The 15,935-nt window shown below is 73.7% G+C and carries 13 protein-coding genes; 5 read left to right on the forward strand and 8 right to left on the reverse strand.

Annotation, left to right across the window (positions count from 1 at the left end; all coding sequences use genetic code 11):
* Nucleotides 1–179: 179 nt before the first annotated feature.
* The gene (gmd, locus tag ACWERV_RS01485) at nucleotides 180–1,193 is read right to left on the reverse strand and encodes a GDP-mannose 4,6-dehydratase (RefSeq protein ID WP_452927281.1); all 1,014 of its coding nucleotides are present in this window, start codon (nucleotides 1,191–1,193) and stop codon (nucleotides 180–182) included.
* Nucleotides 1,194–1,315: 122 nt separating this feature from the next.
* Here gmd and ACWERV_RS01490 point away from each other — a divergent pair, with 122 nt between their 5' ends.
* The gene (locus ACWERV_RS01490; protein WP_452927599.1) at nucleotides 1,316–2,383 is read left to right on the forward strand and encodes a GDP-L-fucose synthase family protein; all 1,068 of its coding nucleotides are present in this window, start codon (nucleotides 1,316–1,318) and stop codon (nucleotides 2,381–2,383) included.
* On the opposite strand, the gene ACWERV_RS01495 is transcribed toward ACWERV_RS01490, so the two are convergent.
* Nucleotides 2,380–3,990: a sugar transferase gene (locus tag ACWERV_RS01495; protein ID WP_452927283.1), complete on the reverse strand. Its 1,611-nt coding sequence runs from the start codon at nucleotides 3,988–3,990 to the stop codon at nucleotides 2,380–2,382. The genes ACWERV_RS01490 and ACWERV_RS01495 overlap by 4 nt on opposite strands.
* Before the next feature lie 253 nt (nucleotides 3,991–4,243).
* Here ACWERV_RS01495 and ACWERV_RS01500 point away from each other — a divergent pair, with 253 nt between their 5' ends.
* The gene (locus ACWERV_RS01500) at nucleotides 4,244–5,236 is read left to right on the forward strand and encodes a small ribosomal subunit Rsm22 family protein (RefSeq protein WP_452927285.1); all 993 of its coding nucleotides are present in this window, start codon (nucleotides 4,244–4,246) and stop codon (nucleotides 5,234–5,236) included.
* A gap of 148 nt (nucleotides 5,237–5,384) precedes the next feature.
* On the opposite strand, the gene corA is transcribed toward ACWERV_RS01500, so the two are convergent.
* From corA to ACWERV_RS01515, 3 genes are all read right to left on the reverse strand, one after another.
* Entirely contained in the window at nucleotides 5,385–6,503 is a 1,119-nt protein-coding gene (corA, locus tag ACWERV_RS01505; RefSeq protein WP_398187765.1) for a magnesium/cobalt transporter CorA, read from the reverse strand.
* Entirely contained in the window at nucleotides 6,500–8,041 is a 1,542-nt protein-coding gene (locus tag ACWERV_RS01510; protein WP_452927289.1) for a phytoene desaturase family protein, read from the reverse strand. Before ACWERV_RS01510 ends, corA begins: the two co-directional genes overlap by 4 nt.
* Before the next feature lie 529 nt (nucleotides 8,042–8,570).
* Nucleotides 8,571–8,783: a hypothetical protein gene (locus ACWERV_RS01515; protein ID WP_398188185.1), complete on the reverse strand. Its 213-nt coding sequence runs from the start codon at nucleotides 8,781–8,783 to the stop codon at nucleotides 8,571–8,573.
* 113 nt (nucleotides 8,784–8,896) lie between these two features.
* Here ACWERV_RS01515 and map point away from each other — a divergent pair, with 113 nt between their 5' ends.
* Both map and ACWERV_RS01525 read left to right on the forward strand, forming a co-directional pair.
* Nucleotides 8,897–9,757 (forward strand): type I methionyl aminopeptidase, encoded by an 861-nt coding sequence (gene map / locus ACWERV_RS01520; protein ID WP_452927291.1) that lies wholly within the window; start codon nucleotides 8,897–8,899, stop codon nucleotides 9,755–9,757.
* Between the two features lie 97 nt (nucleotides 9,758–9,854).
* Nucleotides 9,855–10,823: a hypothetical protein gene (locus ACWERV_RS01525; RefSeq protein ID WP_452927293.1), complete on the forward strand. Its 969-nt coding sequence runs from the start codon at nucleotides 9,855–9,857 to the stop codon at nucleotides 10,821–10,823.
* A 22-nt stretch (nucleotides 10,824–10,845) separates the two neighbouring features.
* Here the strand turns inward: ACWERV_RS01525 and ACWERV_RS01530 are convergent, their stop codons facing one another.
* Nucleotides 10,846–11,562 (reverse strand): bifunctional DNA primase/polymerase, encoded by a 717-nt coding sequence (locus ACWERV_RS01530; protein WP_398187776.1) that lies wholly within the window; start codon nucleotides 11,560–11,562, stop codon nucleotides 10,846–10,848.
* A 233-nt stretch (nucleotides 11,563–11,795) separates the two neighbouring features.
* On the opposite strand from ACWERV_RS01530, the gene ACWERV_RS01535 reads away from it, so the two are divergent.
* Complete coding sequence (locus ACWERV_RS01535) at nucleotides 11,796–12,482, forward strand: biliverdin-producing heme oxygenase (protein WP_452927296.1); 687 nt, start codon at nucleotides 11,796–11,798, stop codon at nucleotides 12,480–12,482.
* A gap of 171 nt (nucleotides 12,483–12,653) precedes the next feature.
* Here the strand turns inward: ACWERV_RS01535 and ACWERV_RS01540 are convergent, their stop codons facing one another.
* Together ACWERV_RS01540 and ACWERV_RS01545 are read right to left on the reverse strand one after the other, a co-directional pair.
* Nucleotides 12,654–14,096 (reverse strand): HtaA domain-containing protein, encoded by a 1,443-nt coding sequence (locus ACWERV_RS01540; protein ID WP_452927299.1) that lies wholly within the window; start codon nucleotides 14,094–14,096, stop codon nucleotides 12,654–12,656.
* A 116-nt stretch (nucleotides 14,097–14,212) separates the two neighbouring features.
* A complete protein-coding gene (locus ACWERV_RS01545; RefSeq protein WP_452927302.1) occupies nucleotides 14,213–15,733 on the reverse strand; it encodes an HtaA domain-containing protein in 1,521 nt (506 codons plus the stop codon).
* Between the last annotated feature and the right edge of the window lie 202 nt (nucleotides 15,734–15,935).

The following is a 15,935-nucleotide window of genomic DNA, read 5'->3' on the forward strand; positions in this document are numbered from 1 at the left end:
CAGGTGCGGCAGCCGTGGCCGGCCGTCGCGGTCCTGGGCAGAGTAGGGCGTTCCACTTGCCATGGTGCTGCTTTTTGCCGAAACCGTCGGACGTACCCGGACGACGCCCGACATCGGGTCATGTGTCGCCCGCGAACGACCCCTCGGCCTACGCCGGTTGCAGCGCGCCGCCGAGCCGCTCACCGGTCGATCCGTACCGTCGCGCCCGCGAGCTGGTCGGCCACCTGGCGGATGTCGGCCTCGACCATGATCCGGGCGAGGTCGCGGACCCGCACCCGCGGCTGCCAGTCCAGCAGGTCGCGGGCCTTGCTCGCGTCGCCGATCAGCGCGTCCACCTCGCTGGGGCGCTCGTACTTCGGGTCGTAGCGCACATACCGCGACCAGTCGAGCTCGGCGTGCGCGAAGGCCGTCTCCACGAACTGCCGTACGGTCGCGGCCTTGCCGGTCGCCACCACGTAGTCGTCGGGCTCGTCACGCTGCAGCATCCGCCACATCGCCTCCACGTACTCCGGGGCGTAGCCCCAGTCGCGCACCGCGTCCAGGTTGCCGAGGTAGAGCCGGTCCTGGAGGCCCGCCTTGATCCGGGCGACCGCGCGGGTGATCTTGCGGGTCACGAAGGTCTCCCCGCGGCGCGGCGACTCGTGGTTGAAGAGGATCCCGTTGACGGCGTACATCCCGTACGCCTCGCGGTAGTTGACCGTCGCCCAGTAGCCGAAGACCTTCGCGCAGCCGTACGGGCTGCGCGGGTGGAAGGGCGTGCGCTCGTTCTGCGGCGGGGGAGCGGCGCCGAACATCTCCGACGACGAGGCCTGGTAGATACGCGCCCCGCTGCCGCTGGCCCGTACCGCCTCCAGCAGCCGCAGCGCGGACAGGCCCGTCACGTCCCCGGTGTAGAGCGGGGCGTCGAAGGACACCCGCACGTGCGACTGCGCGCCCAGGTTGTAGATCTCGTCCGGCCGCACCTCGCGCAGCAGGTTCACGAGCGCCACGCCGTCGGTGAGGTCCGCGTGGTGCAGGACGAAGGTGCGGCGCGGGCCCTGCGGATCCTGGTAGATGTGGTCGATGCGCTCGGTGTTGAACGTCGACGAACGGCGCACGATGCCGTGCACGGTGTAGCCCTTGGCGAGCAGCAGCTCGGCCAGGTAGGAGCCGTCCTGCCCGGTCACTCCGGTGATGAGCGCGGTCTTGCCCACGCGGTCCCCCAGTGGTGGTCGTGGTCGTCCGGCACGCACAACTCCCCATGCAGCATGCGGAATCGGCACCCGGAAGGGTGAAGTGTGCTGACACAATGCGGTTCATGACGCGACATGCGGATATGGCGGCGGAAACCCCGGCGGACACGGCCGGAGCGGCGTACGCGCGGGCACGGCCCGGTACGGCGGGAACGCGGTCACTGCTCCCCGACCGGGCCAGGATCTTCGTCGCGGGCCACCGCGGGCTCGTCGGCTCGGCCGTCGCCCGCCGGCTGGCCGCCGAGGGCCACGAGGTGCTGGCCCGCACCCGCGCCGAACTGGACCTGCGGGACGCCGCCGCCACCGCCGGGTGGCTGCGCGCGGCCCGCCCCGACGCGGTCGTGCTGGCCGCCGCCCGGGTCGGGGGGATCATGGCCAACGCGACCTACCCCGTGCAGTTCCTGGAGGACAACCTGCGCATCCAGCTCAGCGTCGTCGCGGGCGCGCACGCCGCCGGGGTGCCCCGGCTGCTCTTCCTCGGCTCCTCCTGCATCTACCCGCGGCTGGCCCCGCAGCCCATCCGCGAGGACGCCCTGCTGACCGGCCCGCTGGAGCCCACCAACGAGGCCTACGCGCTCGCGAAGATCGCCGGCATCGTCCAGGTGCAGTCCTACCGGCGGCAGTACGGCGCCGCGTACGTCTCCGCGATGCCGACCAACCTCTACGGGCCCGGCGACAACTTCGACCTGGAGACCTCGCACGTCCTGCCCGCGCTGATCCGCCGTTTCCACGAGGCGGCCCGGGACGGCGCCCCCGAGGTCACCCTGTGGGGCAGCGGCACCCCGCGCCGCGAGTTCCTGCACGTCGACGACCTTGCCGCGGCCTGCACCCTGCTGCTGCGCACATACGACGCCGACGAACCGGTCAACGTCGGCTGCGGCACCGACCTGCCCATCCGCGAACTCGCCGAGACCGTACGGGACGTCGTCGGCTACCGCGGCCGGATCGGCTGGGACACCACCCGGCCCGACGGCACCCCGCGCAAACTCCTCGACGTCTCCCGGCTGTTCGCGCTCGGCTGGCGCCCGCGGATCGCGCTGCGCGAGGGCATCGCGGCCGTGTACGCCCAGTGGTGCGCGCAGTCGCAGGCCGCGCAGGCCCCCGGGTCTGTGCCGGACCCGGGGGCCGGAGGCGTGGCGGCGGCCCACTAGTAGGCCCCGCGCCCGTCGACCACGGCCCGCAGCGTGCGGGTCATGACCTCCAGATCGCCCGCCAGCGACCAGTTGTCGACGTACCGCAGATCCAGCGCGAGCGTCTCGTCCCACGACAGGTCCGAACGCCCGCTGACCTGCCACAGCCCGGTGATGCCCGGCTTGACCGCGAGCCGGCGCAGCGCCACCTCGTCGTACCGGTCCACCTCGTCCGGCAGCGGCGGACGCGGGCCGACCAGCGACATCTCACCGCGCAGCACATTGAGCAGCTGCGGCAGCTCGTCCAGCGAGCAGCGCCGCAGGAAGCGGCCCACGGCCGTGACCCGCGGATCGTGCCGCATCTTGAACATCAGGCCGTCGTGCTCGTTGGCGCCACTGCGCTCCAGCTCCGCCCTGCGGTCCTCGGCGTCGACCACCATCGTGCGGAACTTCCACATCGTGAACGGTGTGCGGTGCTGCCCGCAGCGCACCTGCCGGTAGAAGGCCGGGCCCCGCGAGGTCACCTTGACCAGCGCCGCCAGCACGCAGAACAGCGGCGCCAGCACCAGCAGGCCGAGCGCGGCCGAGGCGCGGTCCAGCGCCGACTTCAGCCGCAACTGCGCCCCGTGCCGCACGGGCGGTGTGATGTGCAGCAGCACCAGGCCCGCCGGATCCTCCAGCCGCACCCGCCGCACCTGCACGTCCACCAGCCCCGGCGCGAGCGCCACCGGCAGACCCGCGTCGTGCAGCCACCAGGACAGCCGGCGTAATCGTTCCGCCGACAGCCGCGGGCCCGGCGCCACCAGGACCAGCTGCGCGCGCGTCTCGCGCGCCGCCCGCAGGACCGCCTGCGCGTCCTGCCCCGGCCCGGCCGGCTCCAGCACACCGAGCCGCCCCGCGACCGGCGCGCCGCTCGCCAGCCGCCTGCTGCCCACCGGCACGACACCCACGACGGCGTACGCGTGCCCGGCGCGGGCCGCCAGATGTGCCACCGCGTGGTCCACGGCGCCCGGCTCGCCCACCACCAGCACCGGGCGCACCGCGTGCGCGGTGCGCCGCGCGGCACGCAGCCGGTGGTACGTCACCCGGCAGCACAGCACCGTCAGCACCGGTGCCCACACGAGCCCGGCGAACGCCGCCGACGGCCCGGCCACGGCGCCGGACGCCGTCCGCAGTACCGTCAGCACCCCGAGCAGCAGCAGCCAGTCCACGACCACCTGCGTCCCGCCCCGGGTCTCGCCGAACGCGCCCGGCGCGTACCGCCGCCGTAACGCCCGCACCACCGGCCAGGCGAGCGCCGCCGCCAGGCCCCACGCGACCGCGTGCGGTGCGTCCGAGGCGTGCAGCGCCAGCGCCGTGGGCACGCCCGCGCCGACCGCATCGACGGTGAGGTTCACCGCGTACCACGCGGCCTTGCCGCCGCTCTCGCGCTGCGCGCCCTGCCAGGCCGCGGCAGCGGCCGTACGCCCGGCTAACGCCGCGGCGCGCGCGGAACCCGCACCGCTGCCCGGACGCCGCGCGTACGACGGCGGCACCGGCGCGCCGAGGGCGCCCGGGAGCGCCGGCTGCGCTCCCCATGCGGGCGGTTCGTCCTTCCGCCCCGAACTTCGCTCACGTGCAACGGGCATGACTGGTATGGCCGACTGTGACTCGACACGCCGCATGTACCCCCCAGGCACCTCGCGACTCGACGTCTTCCACTTCCCCTTGTGGTGTCCCGCCGTGCTCCCAGGAACGCTAGGCCACGGGGAGGCCCTTCCGCTGTGGTTTACGCATATTCGAGCCGATGTTTTGTGCGAGTTAACACGCCTATGGCGCTCCGTTGGCCACGCAGTGTAAGGGGCGCGTGACAAGGGTGAACGCCCCTTACAGTTGGGGCTTGTGCCTACCGTGCCCCTCCCCGACGACCTGCGCGCCGCCCTCGCCGACCGGTTGCGGTCCACCGCCCCCACCAGCGCGTCCGCCCAGGTCGAGCGGCTGATGGACAACTACCGCGGCGCCACGCCCACCGCCGCGCCCGTCCTGCGCGACGCCGCCGACGTCGCCGCCTATGCCGCGTACCGGATGCCCGCGACCTATGCCGCGGTCCGTACCGCCCTCGGCGCGTTCCGCTTGCAGTCCGCCGCATGGGCCCCGCACACCCACCTCGACCTCGGCGGCGGCACCGGCGCGGCCACCTGGGCGGTCGCCGACACCTGGCCGGACGCCGGCCACACCAGCACCGTCCTCGACTGGTCGCAGCCCGCCCTCGACCTCGGCGCCGACCTCGCCCGCGCCGCCCGCACCCCCGCCGTCCGCACCGCCTCCTGGACGCGACGCCCCCTCGGCGGCGCGTCCGCCCTCCCGGGCGCGGACCTCGTGACCGTCTCCTACGTCCTCGGCGAACTCACCCCCGCCGACCGCGCCTCCCTCGTCGACGCCGCCCTCACCTCCGCGCAGGGCGCGGTCGTCGTCGTCGAACCCGGCACCCCCGAGGGCTACGCCCGCGTCCTCGCCGCCCGCGACCGGCTGATCGCCGCCGGGCTGCACGTCCTCGCGCCCTGCCCGCACGACGGGCCCTGCCCCGTCACCGGCACGGACTGGTGCCACTTCGCGGCGCGTGTGCAGCGCACCGCGCTGCACCGCCAGGTCAAGGGCGCGACGCTGCCCTACGAGGACGAGAAGTTCAGCTACGTCGCTGCCGCGCGCTTTCCGGCGCAGCCGGCGCAGGGGCGTGTGGTGCGCCACCCGCAGATCCGCAAGGGGCTGGTCATGCTCGATCTCTGCGAGGCGGAACCGGGACTGGCGCGTACGACGGTGAGCAAACGCCACGGTGACCTCTACCGCGCGGCGCGCGACACGGAGTGGGGTGACGCGTGGCCGCCTCCGGCCTAGGGGCCCGCCACGTAGGGGTGGTTGCTGTCGTCGCCGGACCGTCCGCCGGTGGGGGCTGGTCGCGCAGTTCCCCGCGCCCCTGAAAAACGGGTGCCCGGCGGCGCGGCTGCGCCCCTGAAAAACGGGGTGCCCGGCGGCGGGATGGGGGTCAGAGCCAGCCGATGCGGCGGAAGGCGCGGAAGACGATCGTGGAGAGGGTGATCGTCACTCCGAGCATCAGGGGGTAGCCGTAGGTCCAGCCCAGTTCGGGCATGTGGTGGAAGTTCATGCCGTAGAAGCCGGCGATCATCGTCGGGATGGCGAGGATCGCGGCGCCCGCGGAGATGCGGCGCATGTCGACGTTCTGCTGGACGGCGAGCTGGCTGAGGTTGGCGGCGAGCAGGCCGTCGACGAGTTCGCTGTTGGAGACGAGGCGTTCGCGGACGTGCGAGAGGTGGTCGGAGACGTCGCGGAAGTAGCGGCGCATCTCCGTGTCGAGCAGGCCGTCGGCGCCCTCGGTGAGGCGTTCCAGGGGGCGGGCCAGCGGGAAGACGGCGTGCTTGAACTCGATCATCTCGCGCTTGAGCTGGTAGATCCGCTCGGCGTCGTCGACGTGGGTGGACGAGAAGACGTCCGTCTCCAGCGCCTCGACGTCCAGCTCGACCGCGTCCGCGACGTCGAGGTAGTCGTCGGTGACCTGGTCGGTGATCGCGTGCAGGACGGCCGAGGGGCCGTGCGCGAGCATGTCGGGGCGGGCCTCCAAGGCGCGGCGGACGCGGGAGAGGCCGGGGGCGCTGCCGTGCCGGACGACGACCACGAAGTCCGGGCCCAGGAAGATCATCACCTCGCCGGTGTCGACGACCTCGCTGGTGGCGGTCAGCTTCTCGTGCTCGACGAAGACGATCGTCTTGAGGACGAGGAAGAGCGTGTCCCCGTAGCGCTCCAGCTTGGGCCGCTGGTGGGCCTGCACCGCGTCCTCGACGGCCAGCGGGTGCAGCCCGAAGACCTCGGCGATCTCCGCGATGTGCTCGGCCTCCGGCTCGTGCAGGCCTATCCAGGCGAAGCCGCCGCGCTTGCGGGCCTCGTCCAGCGCCTGCTGCGGCGGCAGCGAGGCGGCGCGGCAGCCGTCCTCGTACACCGCGCAGTCCACCACCACGTCCGCGGTGCAGCGGCGCTGCTCGGGGACGTCGTCGGCGCCCTCCAGGGTGTGCCAGCGTCCGCCGTGCCGCCACTGCCGGCCGGTCCTGTGCCGGGCCGGTGCCGCCGCCTCGGACCTGTGCTGCTTCATCGTGCCTTCTCCAGTACCGCCATCGCCGCGTTGTGCCCGGGGACCGCGCTGACCCCGCCGCCGCGGACCGCGCCCGCGCCGCAAAGGTAGAGGTTCGCATACCCGGTGCCGACGCCCCATCGCCCTGTGGCGTCCGTCACGTCGCCGTCGGCGTACGGCCACGCCAGGTCGCGGTGGAAGATGTGCCCGCCGGGCAGGCCCACCTCGCCCTCCAGGTCCAGCGGCGACTTCGCCTCGATGCAGGGACGGCCCTCCGGGTCGTGCGCGAGGCAGTCCGCGAGCGGCTCGGCCAGCACGGCGTCGAGCTGCGCGAGGGTGGCCCGCAGCAGCTCGGCCTTCGTGCCCGCCGGGTCCTCGGCGAAGAGCCGCGCGGGGGCGTGCAGGCCGAAGAGGGTCAGGGTGTGCATGCCCTGCTCGGCGAGTTCCGGGGCGAGGATCGACGGGTCGGTCAGGCTGTGGCAGTAGATCTCGGACGGCGGCGCGTCCGGCACCCGCCCGTCCGCCGCCTGCTCGTACGCGGCCTGGAGCGCGCGGTAGCCCTCGGCGACGTGGAAGGTCCCGGCGAACGCGTCCCGCGGGTCCACCGCGGTGTCCCGCAGCCGCGGCAGGCGGCGCAGCAGCATGTTGACCTTGAGCTGGGACCCCTCCGGGGCGGGTCCTGGCGGCTCCTCGCCGAGCAGCGCGGCCAGGGTGTGCGGGGCGGCGTTGACCAGCACGTCACGGGCCTGGACGGTGCCGCCGTCGGCGAACGTCACCTCGGCCCGGACACCGTCGGTCTCGATACGGGTGACCTCCGTGCGGGTACGGACGTGCGCGCCCGCCGCGCGGGCCGCCGCCGCGAGGGCGTCGGTGAAGGCGCCCATGCCACCGACCGGCACGTCCCAGTCACCCGTGCCGCCGCCGATGACGTGGTAGAGGAAGCAGCGGTTCTGCTTCAGCGAGGGGTCATGGGCGTGGCTGAACGTCCCGATCAGCGCGTCGGTCAGCACCACGCCCCGCACCGTGTCGTCCGCGAACGCCGCCTCGACCGTCTCGCCGAGCGGCCGCTCGAACAACGCGCCCCACGCCGCGCGGTCCCCCACCCGGCGCTCCAGCTCCGCCCGCGTCGGCAGCGGCTCCGTGAGCGTCGGGAAGACCGCCTCCGCGACCTGCCGCGTCATCCCGTAGAACGCCTCCCACGCGGCGTACTCCCGCTCCGACCCGGTGAGCCGCGCGAAACCCGCACGCGTCCGCGCCGCGTCCTCCGCGTCCACCAGCAGGCCGCCCCCGGCGTACGGCGTGTACGACGAGATGCGGCGCCGCCGCACCCGGAAGTCCAGGCCCAGATCCCGGACGATCTTCCCCGGCAGCAGGCTGACCAGGTACGAGTAGCGCGACAACCGCGCGTCCACCCCGGGGAACACCCGGCTCGACACCGCCGCACCCCCCACATGGTCTAGCCGCTCCACGACCAGCACGGTGCGGCCTGCGCGGGCGAGGTACGTTGCGGCGGTGAGGCCGTTGTGCCCACCGCCGATCACGACGACGTCGTACTCCATCCCGGCACTCTAGGCTCGCCGCCGGGCTTGTGGCTTCTCCGCCACGGGGTGCCCCTTGCGGTGGGCATCGCGCCTTTCCCGCCGTCGTGGCTGGTCGCTCCGTTCTCCCCCAGGGCTTCGCCTGGGGGTACCCCCACGCAGCCCCTAAAAACGGGTGCTCTCTCACGCACCGGTGCCCAGCCGGGTGGAAAAACGGGTGCTCTCTCGCGCACCGGCGGCCAGCACCCTGGAAAACGGGTGCCCGCGCCCCGCGTACGTCACCCCCACCGGCAGGCAGCCGCTCAACCGGCTGGAAGGGGGACGGTGCGGGGTGCCCCCGCAGGAATGCGCTGGGAGGGGCTCACCAACTCGGTAGGAGGGCGAAGGCGCATTCCGAGGAGGTGCCCCGTGGCGGCCCCCGCCCCACCCAGCGGCGCGCCGCGAAAGGGGCGCGAGGAACGGCGCGAGCAACCACCCACCGGCAGAAGGTCGCGCGACCAACCGCAACAAGCCACCCCGGAGCGCACCCCCCCGCCCCACCCCGCGGTGGTCAGGACTTGTCGGACCACCGCGGATCCGTGTCCCACTCAAGATTCCGCTCCGCGGCCTGCTCCATCGCCGCTTCCGCCGCCTCCCGCGAGGGATACGGGCCGAAGCGGTTCTTCGACGGGCACTGCGGGCCCTCCTCCGCCTTCTTGTGGTCCAGGCAGTAGAACCACTCGCCCGGCTTGCCGGCCGGCTTCTTCGTCCGGAAGACCGCCATCAGCTCCTCCTCTTTCCTCCTGCTCCCGCTCCTGCTCTCTTTCGGCCACGTGAGAGCACCTACCCACCCCGGCAGGGCGCAGCCCCATGATGCGCGCCGATACACTCGGCGGCATGTCTGCGCCGTCCTCGCCGCTCGTTCCCGGCACGCTCTCGCCCACCCGGCAGGTGCCCGCGTCGATTCCCCGTCCGGAGTACGTGGGGAAGCCGGGGCCGACCCCGTACACGGGGCCCGAGGTGCAGGACGGGGAGACGGTCGAGCGGATGCGGGTGGCCTCGCGGATCGCCGCGCAGGCGATGGCGGCCGCGGCGGAGGCGGTGGCCCCGGGCGTGACCACGGACGAGCTGGACGCGATCGCGCACGCGTACATGGTCGGTCACGGCGCGTACCCGTCCGATCTCGGCTACCGCGGTTTCCCGAAGTCCGTGTGCACCTCGGTGAACGAGGTGATCTGCCACGGCATCCCGGATTCGACGGTGCTGCGCGACGGCGACATCGTGAACATCGACGTGACGGCGTTCATCGGCGGGGTGCACGGCGACTGCAACGCCACCTACCTGGTGGGCGAGGTCGACGAGGAGTCCCGGCTCCTCGTCGAGCGCACACACGAGTCGCTGGCGCGGGCGATCAAGGCGGTGCGGCCGGGGCGGCAGATCAACGTGATCGGGCGCGTCATCGAGTCGTACGCCAAGCGCTTCGGCTACGGGGTGGTGCGGGACTTCACCGGGCACGGCATCAACACGTCCTTCCACTCCGGGCTGATCATCCCGCACTACGACGACCCGCGGGCGACGACCGTGATCAAGCCGGGCATGACGTTCACGATCGAGCCGATGCTGACGCTGGGCACGCACGAGTACGAGATCTGGGACGACGGCTGGACGGTCGTGACCAAGGACCGCAGGCGCACGGCGCAGTTCGAGCACACCCTCGTCGTCACGGCGGAGGGCGCGGAGATTCTGACCCTGCCGTGAGAGCGGGCCCGCGGCCGGTAATGTGGCGCCGATTCCGCGCGTCATCGCGCAGGAGTTCAGCCAGAGCTCAAGCGCACGAGTCGAGGAGCCACGCGCCATGAACCGCCGCAGGGTGGGCCTCCGGGCCGCCGTCACCGCGCTTGCCCTGCTGCCGCTGGCCGGGTGCATGACGGTGCACGGGGAGCGCGAGAACATACCGTCGGTGCAGCAGAAGAAGGCCGCCGCGGTGCTGGCGAACTTCCTGACGGTCAACAACCGCGCCAACAAGGCGTATGTGCCCGCGGACATCCTCACCATCGAGTCCGGCGCGCTCGGTACGACGGACGAGGCGGGGCTGCGCGCGCGGCACACCAACCACCCGGACGGCAACCCGGGTTACCAGCCGCTGGCCTTCTCCGACGCCCACTACCTCATACCCCGGCAGGTGGGCTGGCCCAAGTTCTTCGTCGCCGATGTGGCCACCAACCGCGGGGCGAACTCCCGCTGGCTGCTGGTCTTCCGGCACGCGGGCCCGGACCAGCCGTGGAAGGCGGCCTATGTGGCGGCCGTGGCCACCGGGAAGATGCCGCGGTTCGCGAAGGACAAGGACGGCTACGCGCTCGACCTGGGTCTGGGCGGTACCGATCTGCTGGTCCAGCCGGGGCAGTTGAGCCAGACGTACGCCGACTACCTCGGCAAGGGCGGGGACGGCACCTTCGCCGACGGCCGCTCGACCTCGCAGGTGCGCGCCGACCGCGCGGCGCAGGGCAAGACGGCCAACTCCGTGACGCAGTACGCCGACCAGGCCACGAGCGGCGGCGACTTCGCGCCGGTCGCGCTGCGCACCGCGGACGGCGGCGCGGTGGTCTTCTTCGCCACCCGCCACCAGTCGCGCTCGACCTTCCGGGCGGGCTACGGGCTCTCGCTCGACGAGGACACCAAGGCGCTGATGACGGGCACCCCGAAGACGTCGATCACCCGTTCGACGGTCGCCGACGAGCTGGTGACGGTGCCGAAGGCGGGCGGCGGCGGCAAGGTGACCTTCCTCAGCCGCGTGGTGGGCCTGGTCTCGGCGAAGGGCGAGTGAGCCCGGCGCCGGGGGCGGGCGCTCAGCGCAGCCAGGTCGCCGGTTCGCGCTCCGGCTCGTAGGAGAACTGCGCGCACGCGTCCGCGAGGACGTCGAGGACCGGCAGCGGGTCGGGGAGCGGCAGGTCGGGGCCGTGGCCCGGGAGCCATTCGACGGTCTCGCCGGACGGCAGCCGGGAGGGCGGCAGCAGGACGTAGCTGCCGCGCGAGTGCCAGCGGATGCCGGGGTGCTCGTCGCGCGTCTCGGGATGGCAGTCCAGCTCGCAGGGCCACCACTCGTCCTCGTCGGCGGGATTGCCGCGGGTCGCGGTGAAGAACAGCAGCCGGTCGCCGGCCAGGGCGACCGGGCCGAGCGTGGCACCGTCGGCGATCAGCCGCTCCATGGCGAGCCGCCCGGCCTCGGCGGGGACGTCGAGGACGTCGTGGCCGACTCCGGTGGCGGTGACGAAGTTGGCCAGCGGGTCACGTCCGAGCCAGCGCTCCAGGGTGTCCGGATCGGTGCTGGCCTGTGTCTGCCACGCGGGGGAGACGGGGTGGACGGCGGGGATGGGACAGCCGATGCGCTCGCACGAGCACCCGTAGTTCGCGGGGTGGGCGGCGGGTGCGACGGGGAATCCGGCGGCGGTGGCGGCCCTGACCAAGGGGTCCCGGCGAAGGTCGGGCACGGCGGCCCCAGCGGCGCCCGAGGCGCCCTCCGCGCGGCGGCGCACCCACCCGGCCAACCTGCCTTTGCCTGCCATCGAGCTCCTTCCCTGGCCCCCGTCCCGCAGTGTCCACGGTACGCGGCTGGTGGAGGACATCCTCCCTCTTGCCGGGAATGAACACCCACCCGGGGTCGCCGTGTTCCCGCCACTTCCACCGGCGACTTTTTCCGACACGGAGTCGGCAACCCATTGACTTAGGCATACCTAAGTTGTGATGATCTGACTGCCGGGCGGCGCACGGGCTCCCGGCAGGACACCGGAGGTCTCCCATGTCAGCGCCCCTGTCCGCGCTCACCCCGCCCGCACCGGCGCAGCCCTTCTCCGCCGTCATCCGCGACGCCAGCCGCGCCCAGCACACCGAGGCGGAGAACTCCCGCTTCATGGCCGATCTGCTCGGCGGGCACCTCGGCATCACCGCCTACGCGCGCCTCACCGAGCAGCTCCTGCACATCTACCGGGCCCTGGAGGAAGGCGCCGACACCCTCGCCGGCGACCCGGTCGCCGGGCCCTTCCTGCGGCCCGAGCTGCGCCGCGTCCCCGCCCTGGAACGTGATCTCGACCACCTCCTCGGCGACGGCCCGCGCGAGCGCACCGCCCCGCTGCCCGCCACCGCCCGTTATGCCGCCCGGATCGCCCGGACCGCGGCCGAGTGGCCCGCCGGATACGTCGCGCACCACTACACCCGCTACCTCGGCGACCTCTCCGGCGGCCAGGTCATCCGCGGCATCGCCGAGAAGACCTGGAATCTGCCCCACAAGGGCGACGGCGTCCGCTTCTATGTCTTCGAGGACATCGCCAATCCGGCCGCCTTCAAGCGCGAGTACCGCGAACGGCTGGACGCCCTGCCGATCGGCGCGGACGAGCAGGCCCGCGTCGTCGAGGAATGCCGCGAGGCCTTCCGGCTCAACAGCGAACTGTTCGCCGCGCTCGGCGAGGAATTCCCGCGCGCCGCGTGAGCCGGTCCCCCCGAGCTGCTCCCCGCCAGGGGAGCGGCGGGGCTCCGGGCGGCCGGTGGTGGTCCGCCCGGAGCCCCGCGTACGGCTGCGTACGTCCATACCCGCCCACGTCGAGCGGGCGCCCGCCCCGGTGCAGAGGGGGCGGGCGCCCGCTTTTCGCGGTGACGGCCGTCAGGCGCGGCGGCGGGCCGCCGTCACCGTGAAGGCCGCGCCCGCGAGCACCAGTGCGCCCGCGGCCCCGACGAGCGCGCCGGTGGGCACACCCGCGCCCGTCTCGGCGAGCTGCGCGCCCGTGCCGCCGACGCTGCCCGCGCCGTCCGTGCCCGTGCCGCCGGAGGTGCCGCCGTCCGTGCCCGTGCCGCCGGAGGAGGTGCCGGTGGACGGTGCGGCGGTGGGCAGGGCCGCGTCGTCGCTCAGCGAGACCGCGAGGGTCACCGGGTCGAGCGCGGCGCCCTTCTCGTAGAAGCCGCTGAAGACCTTGGCGCCGTCCGCGGTGAGCGTGGCCTTCGCGGCGCTGACGGTCACCACGCCGGACTTCGCGGCGGGCGCGACCCCGGAGAGGTCGGCGACGGCCAGGTCGTCGTAGTCGGTGACCTTCCCGCTGGTCAGGTCCTTGCTCGCGACATCGGCGGTGAGGGTGCCGGTCGCGCCCTTCGTGTGCACCTTCAGGTCCGAGAGCTTCAGGTCCAGCGCGTACGTGCCCTGCTGGAGGTGGCCGAGGAAGCGGACGCCGCCGGAGAAGGCCGCGTTCAGCTCCGTGGTGCCCGCGTCCCAGGTACCGGTGCCCTTCGGGAAGCGGTAGCCGGACGCGGTGGCGGTCGCCCCGCCGCTCAGCTCGACCTTCCCGGCGGCGATCGGGCCCGTCACGTACGTACGGAAGGACTCCTTGACGCCCCAGTCGAGGTTGCCGTCGGCCACGGTGGCCGGTCCGCCGGGCGTGGTGGGCGCGGTGGTGGGGGGCGTGGTCGGCGGGGTGGTGGGCGGGGTCGTGGGCGGTGTCGTGGGCGCCTCCGCCGTCACGGCGAGGTCGGCCGGGTCCAGGGCGGTGCCCGCCGCGTACATCCCGTTGAAGGCCTGCGCGCCCGCCGCCGTCAGGGCCGCCGGTATGCCGTCGAACGTCATGGCACCGTCCGCGCCGCTGCCCGGCCGCACCCCGGAGAGGTCGAGCGTGGCGAACTCCACGTCGTCCGCGGTGCTGCCGCCCGCCGTCACGTCGGCGGTGAGCGTGCCGGAGGTGCCCTGCGTGGTCACCTTGAGGTCGCCGAGGGTGATGTCGAAGCCGTGCGCGGTCGAGGCGAACTCGACGCTGCCCTTGAAGGCCACCGTCACCGCGTGCGTCGCGGTGTCGTACGAGCCGGTGCCGGAGGTGAAGTGGAAGGTGCCGCCGCTGTTGGTGGTGGCGCCGTCCGCGGTCGTGATGGTGCCCTGGGCGGCACCGGTGACGTACGAGCGGAAGGACTGCTTCACGCCCCAGTCGAAGGTGCCGCCGCTGATCGGCAGCGTTCCGCTCCCGGCGGCGGACGCGAGCGCGGGCGTGCCGAGCGCGACGGCGCCGGCCGCCAGCACGACGGCCGTCGCGAGCGCGGTTCTGCGGGTACGGGTTCGGGCGGTCATGGTGGATCTCTCCTCGAAGAGCGGGACAGGGATCGGGATGCCGCGCGCCCTCGCGCGGCGGGACGGGGGCGGCGGCGAAAGCACGCCGCCCGCGGACGTTCTGAGGGCCGGGAGCGTCAGCCGCCGTCACCGGCGGGGGAGTCGGCGCCCGGCGAGGTGGTGTCTGCCGAATCGGCTTCAGGGGCGGGGGAGTCGGCGCCCGGCGGTGAGTCCCCGGCCCCTTCGGGACCGGCCGCCGTACGGCGGCGGCGGGCGCGTATCAGCAGCCCCGCCGCCACGGCCACGGCCGCGGCCACGACGGCGGCGACGGCCACGGTCAGGCCCCCCGGCGTCCCGCCCCCGCTGCTGCCGGACGACGCGACCGGCTGCGGCGAACGGGCCGCCGGGGGAGTGGTGGTGGCCGCGGGCGCGGTCGTGGCGGCGTCCGAGCCGATGTCGGGCAGCGCGGGCAGCGCGACGCCGGGGGTGAGGGCGATGGACAGGCTCACGGGGTCCATCGCCGTGCCCGCCGTGTAGAGCCCGCCGAAGGCCGCCGCCCCCTGGGCGGTGAGCGTGGCCGCGGCCTCGTCCACGGTGGCGAGGCCGTCCTTCACGACGGGCGCGGCGGGAAAGGTCACGAAGGGCTGCCCGTCGGCGTAGAGCGTGCCCTTGCCGTCCGCGACGGTGACCCGCGCCTGAGTGAGCGTCAGGTCCAGCCCGTACGAGCCGTCCTGGCCGCGCATGCCCAGGAAGCGGACGCTGCCGGAGAAGGACGCGTCCAGCGTGCGCCGCGCCGCGTCGTACGTCCCCTTGCCCGAGCCGAAGCGGAAGAGGGCGCCGCCCTCCCGTGCCCCGCCCGCCAGTTGCCAGCTGCCGTGCGCGATGTCGCCGGTGACGTACTCCCGGAAGGTGCGGCGCACGCCCCAGTCGACGGCGCCGTCCGCGATGCTGCCGGGGGCCAGCGACGCGGGCTTCCGCGTCGGCGCCTTGGACGGGGTGGCGGACGCCGCCGCCTTCGGGTGCAGATCGACGGAGAGGGTGACGGGGTCGAGCGCGGTGCCCGCGGTGTAGTACCCGGCGAAGGCGCTGGCTCCCTGCGTGGTGAGCGTCGCGGGCACGCCGGTGAGCGCCAGCCGTGTCCCCGTCACCCCGCGGGTGTCCACCCCGCCGAGCGCGAGGCGCGCGAGCGGCACCTGCCGGGACACCGTGACCTTGCCGGTGTCCTTGTCCTTGCTGCTCATGTCGGCGTAGAGGGTGCCGCTGTGCCCCGAGATCCGTACCGAGGGGCGGGAGATGGCGAGGTCCAGCTGGTAGACCCCGTTGCTCTGCTTGTGCCCGACGAAGTGCACGCCGCCCGCGAAGCCCGCGCTCAGCGCGCCGGACGCGGGATCGTACGACCCTTGCGCGGACGGGAAGCGGAACTGCTCGCTCCCGACGGTGTCCGCGCTTCCGGTCAGGCTCCAACTCCCGTGCGCGATGGGCCCGGTGACGTAGCTCTGGAAGGACGACTTGATCCCCCAGTCCAGCCGTCCGCCGCTCACCGTCACCGTGTCGGCGGCCCGCGCGGCGGGTGCTCCGCCGAGCGCGGCGGCAGCGGCCACGACGACCGCGGCGAGGACGCACGCGATACGGACGCGGGCATGGCGAAGCAGCGGCATCAGACCCCCTCCGGGCTGTGATTTTAGGTAAGGCTAACCTAAGCTATCCGGGCAGGCGGCGGGAACCACCCGCCCCCGACGAGGAGCGAGAGGGGCCGCCCCCGTGCACAGCCCGGACACGTACAGGCGTCACGCGCGACGGCGCGCCGCGGCGGAAGGCGCCCCCGGCGGAACGAACACCCCGCGCGCCCGGCGCCGAACG

The organism is Streptomyces sp. NPDC004031, from assembly GCF_053604375.1.